This window comes from Yoonia ponticola, from assembly GCF_014199395.1.
GTDB classification, from domain to species: Bacteria; Pseudomonadota; Alphaproteobacteria; order Rhodobacterales; family Rhodobacteraceae; genus Yoonia; species Yoonia ponticola.
This window is the reverse complement of the sequence record NZ_JACIJM010000005.1, coordinates 21,908-37,363: the sequence shown is the minus strand read 5'-3', so window position 1 is coordinate 37,363 and position 15,456 is coordinate 21,908. Positions and strand designations below refer to the sequence as shown.

The window sequence follows — 15,456 nt, the reverse complement described above, 5'->3', positions numbered from 1 at the left end:
TGAAAGGATCAACAAGTGGTCGCGCATATCACGCAGCATTTGGCCTGTCAGGCAAGGTTAAACTGCCATCGTCGTTTAACGGCCAGAACGGATTCATTGCGACTTCCCAAACATGTCCGTCGGGATCTGAATAATAACCGGAATATCCGCCCCAAAAAACCTTTTCGGGGGCCTTTAACGCAGTCGCACCGGCTTTCAGCGCAAGTGCATAGGCCGCATCAACATCCGCTTCGGTTTCAAAATTCTGTCCTAGCGTCATCCCCCCAACGCCAAGCGCGGCATCAGGGCGACCTTGATCTTTGGCAAGGTTTTTCAGCCCGAATAGTCCAAGCGCCATGCCGTTGATCTGGTAAAATGCGACTTCGGGCAGGTCCTCTTTGGGCGTCCAACCAAGTGCGGCATAAAACGCCTTTGCACGATCCAGATCAGCGACACCAAGGGTAATCAGCGTTGCACGTTGTGCCGGAAACTGGGTCATGGTGCGGTCCTTTGGGTCACGGTTGATGCGCCGGTTTCATCGCCGACTTCGACATACTGGGCACGACTACCGAGTTCGGAAAACAACTCTGCGCCGGTGCCAGTCATCCACGCCTGCGCGCCGAGCGTGCATATTTCATCATAGAGGGCCGCGCGGCGGTTCGCGTCAAGGTGTGCCGCGACTTCGTCCAGCAATAAGATCGGGGGCGCCCCTAAATCGCGGGTCAGCGCGCGTGCATTGGCGAGGATGAGCGAAATCAGCAATGCCTTTTGTTCGCCAGTTGAGCAATCTTTGGCAAGAGCGTCCTTTTCCGCGTATCGCGCGCCCAAGTCAGCACGGTGTGGACCGTGTAATGCGCGTCCGGCGGCAAGATCGCGGGCGCGATTGTTCGCAAAGGTTAAGGCAAGCGCAATCGGATCATCAGGTGCCTCGCACCCGCCATCAGGATGGATTAACGACAACTCAGCCGTTGGAAAACCAGTCGTTGCAATTGCCTGCGCGCCGTTCAACTCATTAATGGTCGCGGTCCGGTTAGCGTGGATGACCGCACCGGATTCCGCCATCTGCCGTTCCAGCGCCACATACCAATGCGGGTCGCGCACCATGTCTTTCAGCAACCGGTTTCGTTCACGCATCGCCTTTTCATAGGACAGCACGGCCTCGGCGTGGGACGGTGTAAAACTGAGCGTTGCGCGATCCAGAAAACGCCGCCGACCGTCAGCCCCTTCGATCCAAAGGCGATCCATCGATGGGACCAACCACAGAATCCGCGCGATACGGCCAAGTGCCGTTTGCGGCGATGTCTTGTCATCTATTTTGACTTGGCGTGACTGCGACGGCTCGGCAAATGTGCTGATTTCATGCGTCTGGTTGAGCGATTGCAGGACTGATGTGACCTTCCAACCCAGCGATTCAGGTCGGCGGATCAAGTCATCCATCGCAGCGCGACGCAAACCACGCCCGGGCGATAGCATCGACACTGCTTCGATCAGGTTCGTCTTGCCCGCGCCATTTCCACCATAGATCGCGATAGGCCGCGCATCGACCTCTAGCACAGCCCGACGGTGCGAGCGAAAGTGAGACAGAGTCAGTTCAGAAAGCGCGAGCATTATCCTAAGTTACCATCGCCGCGGACTTTTCTGCAAAAGCCTGTCGGGAAAACAATTTATCAAAAATTGTCTGCGTTAAACACGCATCGGCATAACAACGTAGATGGCTGACGTGTCATTGCCTTCGCGCATCAACGTTGGATCGCCCGAAGAATTGAACAGGAACACAGCGTTTTCGCGATCTACCTGGCTTGCGATTTCGAGCAAGTATTTGGCATTAAAGCCGATTTCCAAACGCTCATCACCGTAAGAAACCGCCAGTTCTTCTTCCGCAGCGCCGCTATCAGGGGCGTTCACGGACAATATCAAACGGTCTTCATCCAACGACAATTTCACGGCACGCGACCGTTCCGACGATACGGTAGCAACGCGGTCAACGGCCTTAGCAAATTCAGCGGCGTCAACTTCCAGCTTGCGCGTGTTTCCCGTCGGGATAACCCGCGTGTAATCAGGGAACGTGCCGTCGATGACTTTTGACGTCAGTGTGATTGTCGGCGTCGCAAAACGAATTTTCGTCTCGGACACAGATACAGCGATCTGCATTTCGTCGTCGTCGAGCAGTTTGCGCAACTCGCCCACGGTTTTACGCGGCACGATCACGCCAGCCATGTCGGCAGCGCCTTCAGGTAGTGCGGCGTCGATCCGTGCGAGGCGGTGACCGTCCGTTGCCACGCAACGCAGCACCTTGCCGCCATCTGCCTCGGACACGTGCATGTAGACACCGTTCAGGTAGTAGCGGGTTTCTTCAGTCGAGATCGCGAATTTGGCCTTGTCAAACAAGCGGCGCAGCACAGGGGCTGGTGCCGAAAAGTTCGCGGCATATTCGGACGACGCCATCACGGGGAAGTCTTCTTTTGGCAACGTCGCCAATGAGAAATTCGAGCGGCCCGCTTCGATCGTCAAACGTCCTGATGCGCCGTCTTCGGTCAATGTGACCAACGAACCGTCAGGCAATTTGCGAACGATTTCGTTCAGCGTCACAGCCGAAACCGTCGTGGCCCCTGCCCGTTCAACTTTGGCTGGCGCTTTGTCCACGACTTCGATGTCGAGGTCGGTTGCGCGGAACATGACGTCGTCACCATTTGCTTCGATCAACACGTTTGCGAGGATCGGAATTGTGTTGCGGCGCTCAACCACGGATTGTGCTTGTGCCACGGCCTTCAGCAATGCTGCCCGTTCGATACTGAATTTCATGTCCCATGCTCCGCAATATGGCGTGCTATCTGCCGCCGGGATGTAAAAACTACTCTAATTCCCGGCAGGCTCAAGCGATTTGTTGGACTGTTGCCGCCCTAAAGGGCAGCGTCAAGCCGTGGGCGCGTTATTCTGACAGTGCGCGGCGCAGAAGTTCCACGTCATCAGCCATTTGGCTGTCGATCGCTTTGAGTTCTTCGATCTTTTTCACGCCGTGCATGACAGTTGTATGATCGCGTCCGCCAAAGCGGCGACCGATCTCTGGCAATGACCGACTCGTCATGTTTTTCGCAAGATACATCGCGATCTGACGAGGACGCGCCAAGGTCCGCACCCGCTTTGGCCCGATCATATCGGACAGGCGGATGTTGTAATGCTCGGACACCTTGCGCTGAATTTCCTCAACTGTGACCTTGCGATCAGAGGCTTTCAGAACATCGGCAAGACAATCCTGCGTCAACTCAAGGTTAATCTCACGACCAACAAGCGAGGCAAAAGCAAACAGACGTGTCAACGCACCTTCGAGAACACGCACGTTGGTGCTGATCCGGTGGGCAAGGAATTCCAAAACACCGTCGGCCATTTGAATGCCCGGATACATCGGCGCATAAGCTTCGGCCTTGGCTTGCAAAACGCCGAGACGCAGTTCGTAATCTGTCGGGTGTAGATCAACAACCAGACCACATTGCAGGCGGGATTTGATCCGCTCTTCCAGATCTTTGATCTCACCGGGCGCACGATCAGCAGAAATGATGATCTGCTTGCCGGCATCAACAAGCGCGTTGAACGTGTGAAAGAATTCTTCTTGAGTGCTGTCTTTGCCAGCAAGGAACTGAACGTCATCGACCATCAGGATGTCGACAGAACGGAACAGGTCCTTAAAATCCATCATTTTGCGGTCACGTAACGCCGTGATGAAACGGTACATGAATTGCTCTGCGGACAGATAAAGCACGTTCATATGTGGCGACTGATTGCGCAATTCGTGTGCAATGGCGTGCATCAAGTGCGTTTTACCAAGGCCAACACCACCATACAGGAACAGCGGGTTAAAGCTAACCGGACCACCTTCGGCGACGCGGCGCGCAGCGGCATGTGCAAGTTCGTTTGGTTTACCGACAACGAAGGTTTCAAACGTAAAGCGTTTATCAAGACCGGCCTGCGACGTGTCGCTTCGTGGGGCAGTGGCTGGCGTTTGAACATCTTTTGTTGCGGCGCGGCGTTCGCCACTAACCGCAAAGCTAAGGCGATCAACGTTCTGATCCGCCTCGCGCAATTTGTGAATAATCAGGTCGGAAAAATTCTGTTTGACGTAATTGCCAATGAAAGTTGTCGGCGCATTCAGCGTCGCAACGCCGCCCGCCAGACCGCCAAATTCGAGCGGCTCGATCCAATTTGAAAAACTATTCGCACCGAGAACTTCTTTCAAAGCGCCCATTACACGTGCCCACGTATCATTCGTCATCTATTCAGTTGTCCCACTGTCGTTGTCGTCACGGGGCCCCACAGCCCGCATTAATTACTCATTATAAACAAACAAAAAAGCGTCGCTTGCCACAGAACAAGCGCCCTCTTCATCTGCATTCTGCGGTGAAATCTTAGTCACGCCCAAAAAGCGTAAGACCCACAAACAGTACAATATAGGGGACGGACAACATGCGCCGCGCATACGGCATCATGTCGACACAAACCTGACATTGGTGCTTAGTTTGCCCTAAGCATCTTAACCTTGGATGTATGAGAAGCGGTCGTGTTGCGAATTGGCAGTATTTCTTAATGCAACAAACGTCCGGCTTCCATCGTATCCCCCATGCGACCCGAGTCGCTTGGATAAGTTACCAACCGCAGTGGTGCCATATCAACAGAACAACGCGCTTGACTCTGACCCTTGTGGAAAAGAATCTCTCGGCCCGCGCAAAGCCCTTGGAATTGCTTAGATTTGCGTCTTGGAAAAGAAAAAGCGCGCCACATTGGGCGCGCTTTTCATAAGCTCTTGCAGGTGACATTTCGACAACGATTCTGCCGTCGAAGGCGTCGTCTCGCTTATTAGGCGAGTGACTTCACGCGGGAAGACAGACGGGACATTTTGCGTGCCACTGTGTTTTTGTGGAAAACGCCTTTTGTGACGCCGCGCATCAATTCTGGCTGTGCAGCCTTCAGTGCTGCCGCTGCTGCTGCTTGGTCGCCAGAAGCGATTGCTTCTTCAACTTTACGCAGCTCTGTGCGGATCCGTGAACGGCGCATTTTGTTGATCGCAAAACGTGCTTCGTTCTGACGTGCGCGTTTTTTAGCCTGTGGAGTATTCGCCATGATGCGTACCTTATGTCTAAGCCCATTGATCGGGCAATTGAATATCGTCTGCGCAATCGGCCCGACCGGGTTTTAGAACCGGCTGATTCTGGCCAAGCGGGCCTCACACGCATTTATAAAGCGGCATATAGAGCCAATCCTTCAAGAAAGGAACCCCTAAACGCCGCGAGTAGTCTTACTTGTCGCGGAACTGCGCTTCGCGTTTTTCTTGGAATGCAGCCATGCCTTCGGATTGGTCCTCAGTTGCGAAAAGCGACTGGAACAAACGACGTTCATAGTTAATGCCTTCGGCCAATGTCGTCTCGTAAGACCGATTAACCGCGTCTTTCGCCGCAATCGTTGCGATCTGAGACTTTTCACCGATTTTCACAGCGGCAGCGCGGGCTTCGTCCATCAGCTTTTTGACAGGAACGACGCGGCTCACAAGACCAGAGCGTTCAGCCTCTTCGGCGTCCATAAAGCGACCAGTCAGATGCATATCCATCGCCTTGGATTTACCGACAAAACGGGTCAGACGCTGTGTCCCGCCGATCCCAGCGATGACACCAAGGTTAATTTCAGGCTGACCAAACTTGGCGTTGTCACCAGCAATGATAAAGTCGCACATCATCGCCAATTCGCACCCGCCACCCAGCGCATAGCCAGCAACGGCAGCGATAATCGGTTTGCGCGTGTTATTGAAACGTTTGGTCTCAGCGGTAAAGAAATCACGCATGAACATATCGACGAAAGACTGGTTCGCCATCTCGGTGATATCAGCGCCAGCAGCAAAAGCTTTGCTCGACCCGGTGATGATGATGCAGCGCACTTTGTCATTGCTATCAGCATCTTCCAAGGCGGTGCAAACTTCGCCGAGCAGTTTTTGATTGAGCGCATTTAGCGCATCTGGGCGGTCCAGCGTGATGGTGGCGACATTTTCAGTCACATCAACGTTGATCGTTTCATAAGCCATGCAAAGCAATCCATGCTGTTTCTCTGACCCCTGTTGTTGGCGAAGTATTTGCTACGGATCAAGCTATCTTTGGCATTGCGGACAAAAGAAGCTTGAACGACCCGACTGCACGATTCGGGTGATTTGGGCCGTACAATCAGGGTTAACGCAGGGGTCTCCTTCACGGTCATATACCTGAAAACCATGTTGAAAATAACCCAATTCGCCGTCCGCCTGACGGTAGTCTTTTAGGGATGATCCACCCGCCGCGATGGCCTCTTCAAGAACGGCACGAATAATAGGCACGAGGCCAGAAACCCGTTTAGCAGCGATCTGACCCGCCTTACACGCGGGATGAATGCCAGCACGAAACAGCACTTCGCAAACGTAAATATTACCCAATCCAGACACGATCCTTTGATCCAAAAGGGCGGATTTGATCGGTGTATTGCGATTCTTTAGACGCTCAACAAGGTATGCTTCGTCGAAGTTATTCCCAAGTGGCTCTGGCCCCAGATCGCGCATTAACCAATGATCTTCTTGGCCCACGGTAGGCAGTAAATCCATCGCCCCAAAGCGACGCGCATCATTGAACGTGATCCGCACACCACTATCCAGATGTAAAACGACGTGGTCATGTTTCGCTGGCACAGGATGATCGTGATGGTAATCACCTGTTTTGTGGCCGGAAATCAACATCCGCCCCGACATGCCAAGGTGGATCAACAGACTTTCGCCGCCTTCAAGATCAACGAGAATGTATTTAGATCGACGCCGTAGCCCCAGCACCTTTTGATTCGTCAGGCGCCCGGCCATATTTTCAGGAAACGGCCATCGCAAATCAGGGCGATTTACGTCTGCTTGCGCGATCACCGCGCCCTCCATAACAGGCGCCAAACCGCGACGCACTGTCTCGACCTCTGGTAATTCGGGCATGGCGTACTTTCCTTATAGGGTGCGGACGGTGTATGCCGCGATGAGCGTCCTATACTTGGGGCGAAGCACAGAGGACGACAAGCCCATGACTGACGACAAAACAACGCATTTTGGGTTCGAAACGGTTCGCGAAGACGAAAAAGCGGGCCGCGTGCAGGGCGTATTTTCTTCGGTCGCCTCTAAATATGACGTCATGAACGACGTAATGTCAGTCGGCATCCACCGCATTTGGAAAGATGCGATGATGGATTGGTTAGCCCCACGCCCCGGTCAGAAACTGTTGGACGTGGCGGGCGGAACGGGCGATATTTCGTTCCGTTTTCTGAAACGCGCGGGCTCTGGCCACGCAACTGTGCTTGATTTAACCGAGCCAATGTTGGTCGAAGGCCGCAAGCGCGCCGAAGCCGAAGACATGTCCGCAAACCTCGATTGGGTTGTCGGCGACGCGATGGCGCTACCGTTCGAGGACAACACCTTCGACGTTTACACGATTTCCTTTGGCATTCGTAACGTCACCCGCCCCCAAGAAGCATTAAACGAAGCCTACCGCGTGCTGCGTCCGGGCGGTCGATTGATGGTTCTAGAGTTTTCGCAATTACCGAACAAAATGATGCAGGCGGCATACGATGCGTATTCGTTCAACGTGATCCCGCGCATGGGCAAGTTGATCGCGAATGACAGCGAGAGCTATCAATACCTCGTCGAATCGATCCGCAACTTTCCCGATCAGGAAACCTTTTTGGAAATGGTCAAAACGGCTGGCTTTGAGAACGCGAAATATCGCAACATGACCTTGGGCGTCGCAGCCCTTCATTCTGGTTGGAAACTCTAAGATGCGCGGCCCTCACAATATCATCCGCTTGATCCGAACTGGTGCGACATTCGAACGTACCGGCGCCATGAACGTCGTGCTCGAAGCACTCGAAGCACCGCCATTAGTCAAGGGCGTTTTCAGAGCAATTGTTTGGCCGTTTCAATGGCTTGGCTACAAAGGTGACGTGAACACCCCACCCGTACCGCGTGCATTGACCGCTTTGGGCCCAGCCTACATCAAGTTCGGTCAGATCCTATCGACCCGTCCTGATGTTGTCGGCAACGATATGGCGATCCAGTTGCGCGTCCTACAAGACAAGCTACCGCCGTTTTCGATGCAAGAAGCAAAAGACGAAATTGAACGGGAAATCGGGCAGACCGTCGAACAATTGTTCTCGTCATTTTCGGAACCCGTTGCGGCTGCGTCCTTGGCCCAAGTTCACAAAGCACACTTGGCCGATACAGGTGAAGCGGTCGCCGTAAAGGTTCTGCGTCCCGGCATCGAAAAAGCATTCCGCAAAGATATCGATGCATTCTATTTCGCGGCGCGCGCGATCGAATTTCTGTCGCCATCATCACGTCGATTGCGCCCGATGGAGGTCATCACGCATTTCGAAGGTGTCGTGTCTGGCGAGCTGGACTTGCGCCTCGAATCATCTGCGGCATCGGAATTCGCGGATAATACTGCTGAAGATGCAGGGTTTGCGGTGCCTCGCGTCAGATGGCACCTGTCTGCTCGGCGTGTCATGACGCTAGACTGGGCCGAAGGCGTGAACGCTGGCGACAACGACGCCATCGATGCCGCAGGACATAACCGCGAAGAATTATCAACGCGCGTCTTACAAATGTTTCTGAACCACGCCTTACGCGACGGATATTTCCACGGTGATATGCACCAAGGGAACCTGAAAATCGGGGCGAATGGCGATATCATCGCATATGATTTCGGGATCATGGGGCGCATTGATGAATACACGCGACGTGTCTACGCCGAGATTCTCTACGGGTTCATCCGCCGCGATTACAAACGCGTTGCCGAAGTTCATTTTGAGGCAGGTTATGTTCCTGCAAACCGCGATGTCGATGAATTCGCGCGGGCACTGCGTGCTGTAGGCGAACCCATCTTTGGAATGGATGCGACGCGCATCTCGATGGCCCGCTTGCTGTCCTACCTGTTCGAAGTAACCGAACGATTCGGGATGGAGACGCGTACAGAGCTGATTCACCTTCAACGCACTATGGTTGTTGTCGAAGGCGTCGCGCGATCCATGAACCCCAAAATGAATATTTGGGAGGATGCACGCCCCATTGTAGAAGCGTACATAAAAGATAGCATTGGCCCCAAAGCCATTATGCAAGATCTAGTGAAAACGGCCGTAGTCCTGTCCCGATACGGATCACGCCTGCCCGCGATGGCCGAGGCCGCAATAATTCGGCAATCGAAGCCTGCGCAGGACGACGACCAAAAGATCAAGCTCGGACCAGCGGTTTGGATGGTATCCGGTGCTGCGATTATGGGGCTCGCGGTGTGGATCGTAAGTTCGATCTAACTGTGTGCCTCTCGGATCGCTGACACGTCGCTTGCAGGTACTACCGTGCCTCCTTCAAAGACCACATGCGTGTCGCCATCGGCATTTTTCTGGACTTCACGAACAGTCCCATAGACGGCGGCCTGCGTCGTTGCGAGCAACGTGTCGCCATCGTAACTTTCAACCTCGAATGTATACTGTCCCGTCGGAAACGGAAATCCATCGTTCGTGACGCCAGCCCATTCGATTGCATCGCTTTTTGCGGGCGCCGTAAAGCGCGTCACCTCGTATCCCGCCGAATCATGCACGACGATGTCGATCTCGGTGGCCGTCGGCGCTGGCGACGGCAGCAATGTAATCGGCGAACCATCAAATTGGGCAGGCGCAACTGCACGCGCTTGCTTTCCCACCCAATCAGCCATCTGAGCTATACCGGTGAGCCCAAGCTGAGACTTCAACTCTTTAAGCAGATCATTGGTTTTAACCTGCTGCTCAACGTTCGAAAACGTCGCCAATTGCACGGCATAATCTGATGAGTCGACCGGATTTAACGGGTCTTGGTTCTGCATTTGCACCGTGAGCATTTTTAGGAAGGTTTCGAAATCAGAACTGATTTCGCTTCCTGCAGTTGCGGTAGGCAAAATACTGGACTGGGTTGTTGCATTGACTTGTGTAGTTGAAATTTCCATTTAATCCTCAAAGCCTTAGGTTAAGACGGCCAATCGCCGTATCTTGTGGGGCGTTTTGCCTGTGATCTGGTTGTTCGGGGTCTTCAAATTCACCTTCTGCGCGCGTACCTGAAACATTCGCCGCGTCCTGTTCAGGTGTTGCACTGCCACCAAATTCAAAATTTAGGCTATCGTAGCCAAGTGACTGAAATTCCTGCGCGAGCTCATTCATGTTGCGGCGCATAATGTCAGCGGTTTCTGGACGTTCGGCGACCACGATCATCGTCATTACGCCGTCCGTCGTACCCAATGTCATACGAACATGCCCAAGTCCTTCTGGATTGAGACGAATGACTGTTGTGCCATCGCTTTGCTTCGAAAATTGTACCGCAAGTTGTTGGGCGATCTGACGCGCTTCGCTTTGAACGTGCGAAGGTGTTATCTGAACGGGACTAGTCGTCGATACGGATTGTCGTGTGCTAGGTTCGCCTGCCACGGCAAACTCCAACAATTCTTTTCCTTCACGGCGAGACCCCGATTGTGGTGGTGTCAGCGGCGGCTGTAACCCGCCTGCAATCTGTGTCGATACGACCCCCGAACTTTGGGTAACTGGCGTTGTCGTTATGTGCGCCGGAGTAACCGTTTCACGAGGCAAGTCGACACGAGCGAATTTTACGGGGCGTGGTGTTTCATCGTCCTGTATTGGAATTTTAGGTGAACTGGTTTTCAGTTGCAGTGCGCTTACAGTATCCACATGTTGCGTGGACGACGTCTGAGCAGGCATCACAAACAACGGTTGCGTATTCGACGTCGACTGAGGTGGTGTCGCAATTCTTGCAATTAAATCGGCCGTTTTACCGGGTAAATTTGAGGATGCTAAAGCGATGGTTTCTGTGGTTTGAATAGTCGGCCGATTGACGGGAAATGTTACCGCTTGAGGTTGAGGTTCAGGTTGAGGTTGAGGTTGAGGCAACGCGGTTGGGGTTTTCTGCGCCACTGCAAGCCGCGATTCGTTAGAAATCAAAGAGGACTCAGACGGGCGTCGGTCGACATCTATCCGATTATTTGATTGCGGCGGAACTACAAATCTCAGTGCTTCCGTGGGGGAGTGGGGTTCAACACCGATAACTGAAGGCGTCACAGAAGACGGCGACGATTTATTCGTGATTTCCACGTCGGTCGTGCTTACTGGTGCGAGCCTCGGCGCGGGCAAGTTTTGTTCGATTTTCACCAAATCCAACTGCTGCACAGCAACTGTTTCAATCTCCTCAAGTTCGGGTGCGGATGCGGGTTCGGAATCCAATGTAATCAACATCTCGTCTTCTGGCGCAGACGTTTCGTCAAGCCACATCACCCGATCAGCCGAGGACGTAGAAACCAGACGTTCGAATAGGTTTGCCACGCCTTCACCTTCAGCCAGACCTGTTGAACCGGCCAGGTTTACATCCTGCCGCGCGGGCTTGCCTGTCGTCGCTAAAATTGGAATTTCCACCATCGATGCTCCGATCCTGTTTCGACGAATATGACAGCGGATGATTACTAATTCTTTACCGCCGTCGCAGATAACTGACGCAGAAAAGGAGAATCGTATGCTCACCGGATTAAACCCGCATTTGCAGCAAGGCCCGCAAGCAACGCCGCAAGATGATAGTAATCGAGCGCTAAAAGAGGCGGCTATCAAACTCGAGGCAACTTTTTTATCTGAAATGCTCAAATCTGCAGGGGTCGGCGAATCTCGTGGCGATTTTGGCGGTGGAGCGGGAGAAGAACAATTTGGGTCATTTTCACGCGACGCACAAGCACTCGAATTAGCGCGAAGTGGCGGAGTAGGCCTAGCCGAATCAATCTTCGAAGCAATGAAGGCAAGACAAGATGAGTAAAACAACGACAAAAAAAATACTTAATGCGCTCTTGATCGAACGCGAAGCTGCTTTGAGAGGCGATTTTGAAGGCCTCAACCAGATAGCAAAAACAAAGGAGTCGGAATTTCTGAAACTACGGTCTATCCGTCTATCTGATACTGACCTTATCATCATTTCGAAAGAGGTCAGCCGAAACCAAGCGATAATGAATGCGGTAATTTCCGGTGTCAAATCCGCAAGGTCCCATATTATTGGGTCCAAAAATGACGCTTCAAAAGTTACTATATATAACAAGTCAGGCGCCATGGAGACATTTGACAATCGTCCGGCGCTTAATTCCGAAAAGTATTGAAGCGTTTCATAAAATTGAAGCGATTGTTTGCTTTGATGTTAAGGAATTGTTCAACAAGTAACGTGCATAAGAATTACATCCAGAACGGACAAACCGCAAATTGCGAAATTGAAATCGTCAGAACGGCGTACAAGCCGATCCGATAGGGTCGAAATCCTGAAATCATGCGCAAAATGCGCGAACAAAGGACCCAAAATATGTCCAGTATCTTGACAAACAACAGTGCGATGGTTGCCCTTCAAACATTGAAGGCTGTTAACAGCAACCTTTCCGGTACCCAATCTGCGATCTCGACCGGCAAATCGATTGCCAGCGCAAAAGATAACTCTGCGGTTTGGGCTATTTCGAAAGTGATGGAATCTGACGTAAAAGGTTTCAAAGCAATTTCAGAAAGCCTTTCACTTGGTCAATCAACCGTAGCCGTCGCGCGTAACGGTGCTGAAAAAATCACCGATTTGTTGAACGATATCAAAAGCAAAGTTATTTCGGCGAACGAAGAAAACTTTGATGGCGACAAATTGCAAACAGACCTCGTTTCGCTACGCGATCAAATTACATCGATTACGGGTGCTGCGCAGTTCAATGGTCTCAACCTACTTGGGAATAAAGACGCGGGTACCGATCTTGCTACCTCGCTCAAAAACGTTGGTGGCTCACAAGTCAATATCCTTTCGTCTCTCGATCGCGCTTCAGATGGCAGCGTCGTATCTTCAACCATTGGCGCTCAGAAGGCTGATCTTGGGACCCAAGCACTAACATTTGGTTCCGGCGCGATCCTAACTGCGTCGGCTATGGCAGTTTCAGGCGCAGCAGCAGTCAGCGGCGGGACAGCAACGATTACGATTGCCGGCGACCCAACCGTCGCACGCGGTAATAACGCCGTACTTGCTGGTGACAGTTATCGGCTAACGTCAGCGTCGCTTGGTACAACAGAGGACGTAGAGTACGTAGCACGTGACGGTGATACTGCCACTGACATCGCCAAAGCGTTAGAAGCCCGCGCATCCTTCCAGGCGAAATCTGACGGTATCGACATCGAATTTTCGCGCGAAGGCGCTGTAATTACGATGACCAACAACACGACGACGGCCATCACTGCTGCGGGTGTAACTGCCAGCTTTGGTGTACCGGGTGGCGGGCTTGAGTTACTTGATACAATCGACGTGTCTACGCTTGACGGTGCGAAGGCATCACTCGCCGCATTTGAAAGCTTGATCCAAACCTCAATTGATGCTGCAGCTCAGTTCGGTTCAACCGAAGGGCGCATCGAAATCCAGAGCGAATTTGTGTCTTCACTTTCAGATAGCTTAGAATCCGGAATCGGAGCGCTGGTCGATGCTGACATGGAAGAAACTTCGGCTCGCCTGCAAGCGCTTCAGGTCCAGCAGCAGCTAGCTGTGCAGTCCTTGTCGATTGCGAATGAAGCACCTCAAACGATCTTGTCGCTCTTTAGATAAGCAAGTTGAACGGAGGGCCGATTAATCGGCCCTCTTCTCACAGCCGAATACGGTAAAACCGTATTCCGTTCTATATTGTCCCGGAAGGACTTACCGTGAACGCAATTGAACTTGCTCGGCAAGCATATGCCCCCACTAATGCACCCTTTAAATCGCACCGTAGCGTTGAAGCTCAAGTTATCGGAAATGTTACTGCGCGCCTTCGTGTGGCTTCCAACCGAAGAGATCGCGATTTTCCGAAGTTTGCGGAAGCTTTGAATGATAATCGCAAGCTTTGGAATACATTGGCAATTGACGTTGCCGCATCAGAAAATGAACTACCACCATCGTTACGTGCACAAATTTTCTATTTGGCAAAATTTACTGAAATCTTCAGTGCGAAAATTCTGCGTAAAAACACCGCTGCTGATGCCCTAATTGAAATAAACACCTCTGTCATGCGTGGTCTAAATATGGGGCAAAGTAAATAGATGTCAGGTCTTGTATTGAAACTGAACCCGAAAGAACGTGTGCTCGTGAATGGAGCCGTGATTGAAAACGGTGACCGACGTAGTCGTCTTTCAATCCTAACCCCGAACGCAAATATCCTACGACTTAGGGACGCTTTGCGGCCAGATGAGGTGAACACGCCCGTCCGGCGTGTATGTTATGTTGCGCAATTAATCCTATCTGGGGATGTCTGTATAGACGACGCCAAAAATCAGATATTACAGGGTGTTGAGCAGCTTAGCCAAGCACTTAGAGACGCCGACAGTCGAGAACAGCTATCCATAGCTAGCGATGCGATCATGAAAGACGATTTCTATCGCGCATTAAAGGCATTGCGATCGCTACTGCCTAGGGAGGCACGTCTTCTCGCAGTGCACTCACAATGAGTTTTCAACCTCTTGTCCCGATCGGAGGTTATACTGGATGGAAATTCCTTGAAAGGACTCTCGTTCAACAACAGCAAGCGTTTGATGAAAGCCCAACTATAAAACGTGTCACAGAAAATTTTCGAGAGAAGATTTCTGAGATACGCACGGCAGAAGAGTTGGTAAATGACAGAGACCTTTTGACCGTAGCACTTGGTGCATTCGGTCTAGATGACGACATTAATAACAAGTTCTTTATCCAGAAAATTCTGGAAGAAGGCACGACCGACGACGATGCGCTTGCCAATAAACTTTCCGATAGCAGATACGCAGAATTTTCGAAAGCATTTGGGTTTGGTGACTTTTCGACTCCATTGACAACAACATCGATCGCTTCAGAAGACATCATCACTCGCTTCGAAAGACAGTCGTTCGAAGCTGCGGTCGGTGAACAAGATAATCAACTACGACTTGCTTTGAACATTGGGAAGGCACTTGAGGACGTTACGGACAGTGCAAAATCGACGAATGCGCAATGGTATGCCCTATTGGGAAACGCACCATTGAGAGAGGTGGTTCAAACCGCGTTAGGTTTACCTACGGAAGTCGGCAGCGTCGATATCGACAAACAACTCGAGACTTTCAAGGCGCGTTCAGAATCGGTTTTCGGTACAGATCAAATTGCTGATTTTTCGGGAGAAGACCTGCAAGAAAAGTTAGTACGTCTTTTTTTGCTTCGATCATCACTGAGCGAAAGCACCGGCTATTCAAGCGGCAATATTGCGCTAACACTCTTAGCTACTCGGTAGGACATAGCAAGCGTCACAGTTCCAGCAATCATATGGAGCGCGTCCAGAATTCACTGACGTATTAATCGAGCACGGCTTGGCTGAATGCAACGCTGAACCCGACGTAACAGCAAAGCGATCCATTCGTAACGTTGCACTCTCTCAACAGAATCGC

17 protein-coding genes are annotated in these 15,456 nt (G+C 52.0%); 8 read left to right on the top strand and 9 right to left on the bottom strand.

Annotated elements, in window-relative coordinates; genetic code table 11:
• Positions 1-28: 28 nt before the first annotated feature.
• The 7 genes from FHS72_RS09530 to mutM form a co-directional block, all read right to left on the bottom strand.
• A complete protein-coding gene (locus FHS72_RS09530; protein ID WP_183528480.1) occupies positions 29-478 on the bottom strand; it encodes a VOC family protein in 450 nt (149 codons plus the stop codon).
• Positions 475-1,587, bottom strand: a complete 1,113-nt coding sequence (gene recF / locus FHS72_RS09525) for a DNA replication/repair protein RecF (protein ID WP_183528478.1) — start codon at positions 1,585-1,587, stop codon at positions 475-477. Before recF ends, FHS72_RS09530 begins: the two co-directional genes overlap by 4 nt.
• Before the next feature lie 75 nt (positions 1,588-1,662).
• Positions 1,663-2,781, bottom strand: coding sequence for a DNA polymerase III subunit beta (gene dnaN / locus FHS72_RS09520; protein WP_183528476.1), 1,119 nt, complete (start codon positions 2,779-2,781; stop codon positions 1,663-1,665).
• A 127-nt stretch (positions 2,782-2,908) separates the two neighbouring features.
• Positions 2,909-4,246 carry a chromosomal replication initiator protein DnaA gene (dnaA, locus tag FHS72_RS09515; protein ID WP_183528474.1) on the bottom strand — a complete coding sequence of 446 codons (1,338 nt, stop codon included), beginning with the start codon at positions 4,244-4,246 and terminating at the stop codon, positions 2,909-2,911.
• Positions 4,247-4,827: 581 nt separating this feature from the next.
• Positions 4,828-5,091 (bottom strand): 30S ribosomal protein S20, encoded by a 264-nt coding sequence (gene rpsT / locus FHS72_RS09510; RefSeq protein WP_183528472.1) that lies wholly within the window; start codon positions 5,089-5,091, stop codon positions 4,828-4,830.
• Positions 5,092-5,266: 175 nt separating this feature from the next.
• A complete protein-coding gene (locus FHS72_RS09505) occupies positions 5,267-6,043 on the bottom strand; it encodes an enoyl-CoA hydratase (protein ID WP_183528470.1) in 777 nt (258 codons plus the stop codon).
• Between the two features lie 63 nt (positions 6,044-6,106).
• Entirely contained in the window at positions 6,107-6,958 is an 852-nt protein-coding gene (gene mutM / locus FHS72_RS09500) for a bifunctional DNA-formamidopyrimidine glycosylase/DNA-(apurinic or apyrimidinic site) lyase (RefSeq protein WP_183528468.1), read from the bottom strand.
• An 85-nt stretch (positions 6,959-7,043) separates the two neighbouring features.
• Here mutM and ubiE point away from each other — a divergent pair, with 85 nt between their 5' ends.
• Together ubiE and ubiB are read left to right on the top strand one after the other, a co-directional pair.
• On the top strand, positions 7,044-7,790 hold the full coding sequence (ubiE, locus tag FHS72_RS09495) for a bifunctional demethylmenaquinone methyltransferase/2-methoxy-6-polyprenyl-1,4-benzoquinol methylase UbiE (RefSeq protein WP_183528466.1): 747 nt from the start codon (positions 7,044-7,046) through the stop codon (positions 7,788-7,790).
• Position 7,791: 1 nt separating this feature from the next.
• A complete protein-coding gene (gene ubiB, locus FHS72_RS09490; protein ID WP_183528464.1) occupies positions 7,792-9,321 on the top strand; it encodes a 2-polyprenylphenol 6-hydroxylase in 1,530 nt (509 codons plus the stop codon).
• On the opposite strand, the gene FHS72_RS09485 is transcribed toward ubiB, so the two are convergent.
• Both FHS72_RS09485 and FHS72_RS09480 read right to left on the bottom strand, forming a co-directional pair.
• The gene (locus tag FHS72_RS09485) at positions 9,318-9,989 is read right to left on the bottom strand and encodes a flagellar hook capping FlgD N-terminal domain-containing protein (RefSeq protein WP_183528462.1); all 672 of its coding nucleotides are present in this window, start codon (positions 9,987-9,989) and stop codon (positions 9,318-9,320) included. The two genes, ubiB and FHS72_RS09485, sit on opposite strands and share 4 nt — an antisense overlap.
• Positions 9,990-9,996: 7 nt before the next feature.
• Positions 9,997-11,463 carry a flagellar hook-length control protein FliK gene (locus FHS72_RS09480; protein ID WP_183528460.1) on the bottom strand — a complete coding sequence of 489 codons (1,467 nt, stop codon included), beginning with the start codon at positions 11,461-11,463 and terminating at the stop codon, positions 9,997-9,999.
• A 94-nt stretch (positions 11,464-11,557) separates the two neighbouring features.
• Between FHS72_RS09480 and FHS72_RS09475 the strand changes: the two genes are divergently transcribed.
• From FHS72_RS09475 to FHS72_RS09450, 6 genes are all read left to right on the top strand, one after another.
• Positions 11,558-11,848 carry a rod-binding protein gene (locus tag FHS72_RS09475; protein WP_183528458.1) on the top strand — a complete coding sequence of 97 codons (291 nt, stop codon included), beginning with the start codon at positions 11,558-11,560 and terminating at the stop codon, positions 11,846-11,848.
• Positions 11,841-12,182, top strand: a complete 342-nt coding sequence (locus tag FHS72_RS09470) for a hypothetical protein (RefSeq protein WP_183528456.1) — start codon at positions 11,841-11,843, stop codon at positions 12,180-12,182. The genes FHS72_RS09475 and FHS72_RS09470 overlap by 8 nt, the downstream gene beginning before the upstream one ends.
• Before the next feature lie 164 nt (positions 12,183-12,346).
• Positions 12,347-13,639: a flagellin N-terminal helical domain-containing protein gene (locus FHS72_RS09465; protein WP_343042670.1), complete on the top strand. Its 1,293-nt coding sequence runs from the start codon at positions 12,347-12,349 to the stop codon at positions 13,637-13,639.
• A 95-nt stretch (positions 13,640-13,734) separates the two neighbouring features.
• On the top strand, positions 13,735-14,109 hold the full coding sequence (flaF, locus tag FHS72_RS09460; protein WP_183528454.1) for a flagellar biosynthesis regulator FlaF: 375 nt from the start codon (positions 13,735-13,737) through the stop codon (positions 14,107-14,109).
• A complete protein-coding gene (gene flbT, locus FHS72_RS09455) occupies positions 14,110-14,514 on the top strand; it encodes a flagellar biosynthesis repressor FlbT (RefSeq protein ID WP_183528452.1) in 405 nt (134 codons plus the stop codon). It abuts the gene before it with no gap.
• Positions 14,511-15,302 carry a DUF1217 domain-containing protein gene (locus FHS72_RS09450; RefSeq protein WP_183528450.1) on the top strand — a complete coding sequence of 264 codons (792 nt, stop codon included), beginning with the start codon at positions 14,511-14,513 and terminating at the stop codon, positions 15,300-15,302. The genes flbT and FHS72_RS09450 overlap by 4 nt, the downstream gene beginning before the upstream one ends.
• The last annotated feature ends 154 nt before the right edge of the window (positions 15,303-15,456 follow it).

Coding starts and splice junctions, on each gene's coding strand:
- FHS72_RS09530 (WP_183528480.1), bottom strand. CDS start 478: ATGACCCAGTTTCCGGCACAACGTGCAACGCTGATTACCCTTGGTGTC.
- recF (WP_183528478.1), bottom strand. CDS start 1,587: ATGCTCGCGCTTTCTGAACTGACTCTGTCTCACTTTCGCTCGCACCGT.
- dnaN (WP_183528476.1), bottom strand. CDS start 2,781: ATGAAATTCAGTATCGAACGGGCAGCATTGCTGAAGGCCGTGGCACAA.
- dnaA (WP_183528474.1), bottom strand. CDS start 4,246: ATGACGAATGATACGTGGGCACGTGTAATGGGCGCTTTGAAAGAAGTT.
- rpsT (WP_183528472.1), bottom strand. CDS start 5,091: ATGGCGAATACTCCACAGGCTAAAAAACGCGCACGTCAGAACGAAGCA.
- FHS72_RS09505 (WP_183528470.1), bottom strand. CDS start 6,043: ATGGCTTATGAAACGATCAACGTTGATGTGACTGAAAATGTCGCCACC.
- mutM (WP_183528468.1), bottom strand. CDS start 6,958: ATGCCCGAATTACCAGAGGTCGAGACAGTGCGTCGCGGTTTGGCGCCT.
- ubiE (WP_183528466.1), top strand. CDS start 7,044: ATGACTGACGACAAAACAACGCATTTTGGGTTCGAAACGGTTCGCGAA.
- ubiB (WP_183528464.1), top strand. CDS start 7,792: ATGCGCGGCCCTCACAATATCATCCGCTTGATCCGAACTGGTGCGACA.
- FHS72_RS09485 (WP_183528462.1), bottom strand. CDS start 9,989: ATGGAAATTTCAACTACACAAGTCAATGCAACAACCCAGTCCAGTATT.
- FHS72_RS09480 (WP_183528460.1), bottom strand. CDS start 11,463: ATGGTGGAAATTCCAATTTTAGCGACGACAGGCAAGCCCGCGCGGCAG.
- FHS72_RS09475 (WP_183528458.1), top strand. CDS start 11,558: ATGCTCACCGGATTAAACCCGCATTTGCAGCAAGGCCCGCAAGCAACG.
- FHS72_RS09470 (WP_183528456.1), top strand. CDS start 11,841: ATGAGTAAAACAACGACAAAAAAAATACTTAATGCGCTCTTGATCGAA.
- FHS72_RS09465 (WP_343042670.1), top strand. CDS start 12,347: ATGCGCAAAATGCGCGAACAAAGGACCCAAAATATGTCCAGTATCTTG.
- flbT (WP_183528452.1), top strand. CDS start 14,110: ATGTCAGGTCTTGTATTGAAACTGAACCCGAAAGAACGTGTGCTCGTG.
- FHS72_RS09450 (WP_183528450.1), top strand. CDS start 14,511: ATGAGTTTTCAACCTCTTGTCCCGATCGGAGGTTATACTGGATGGAAA.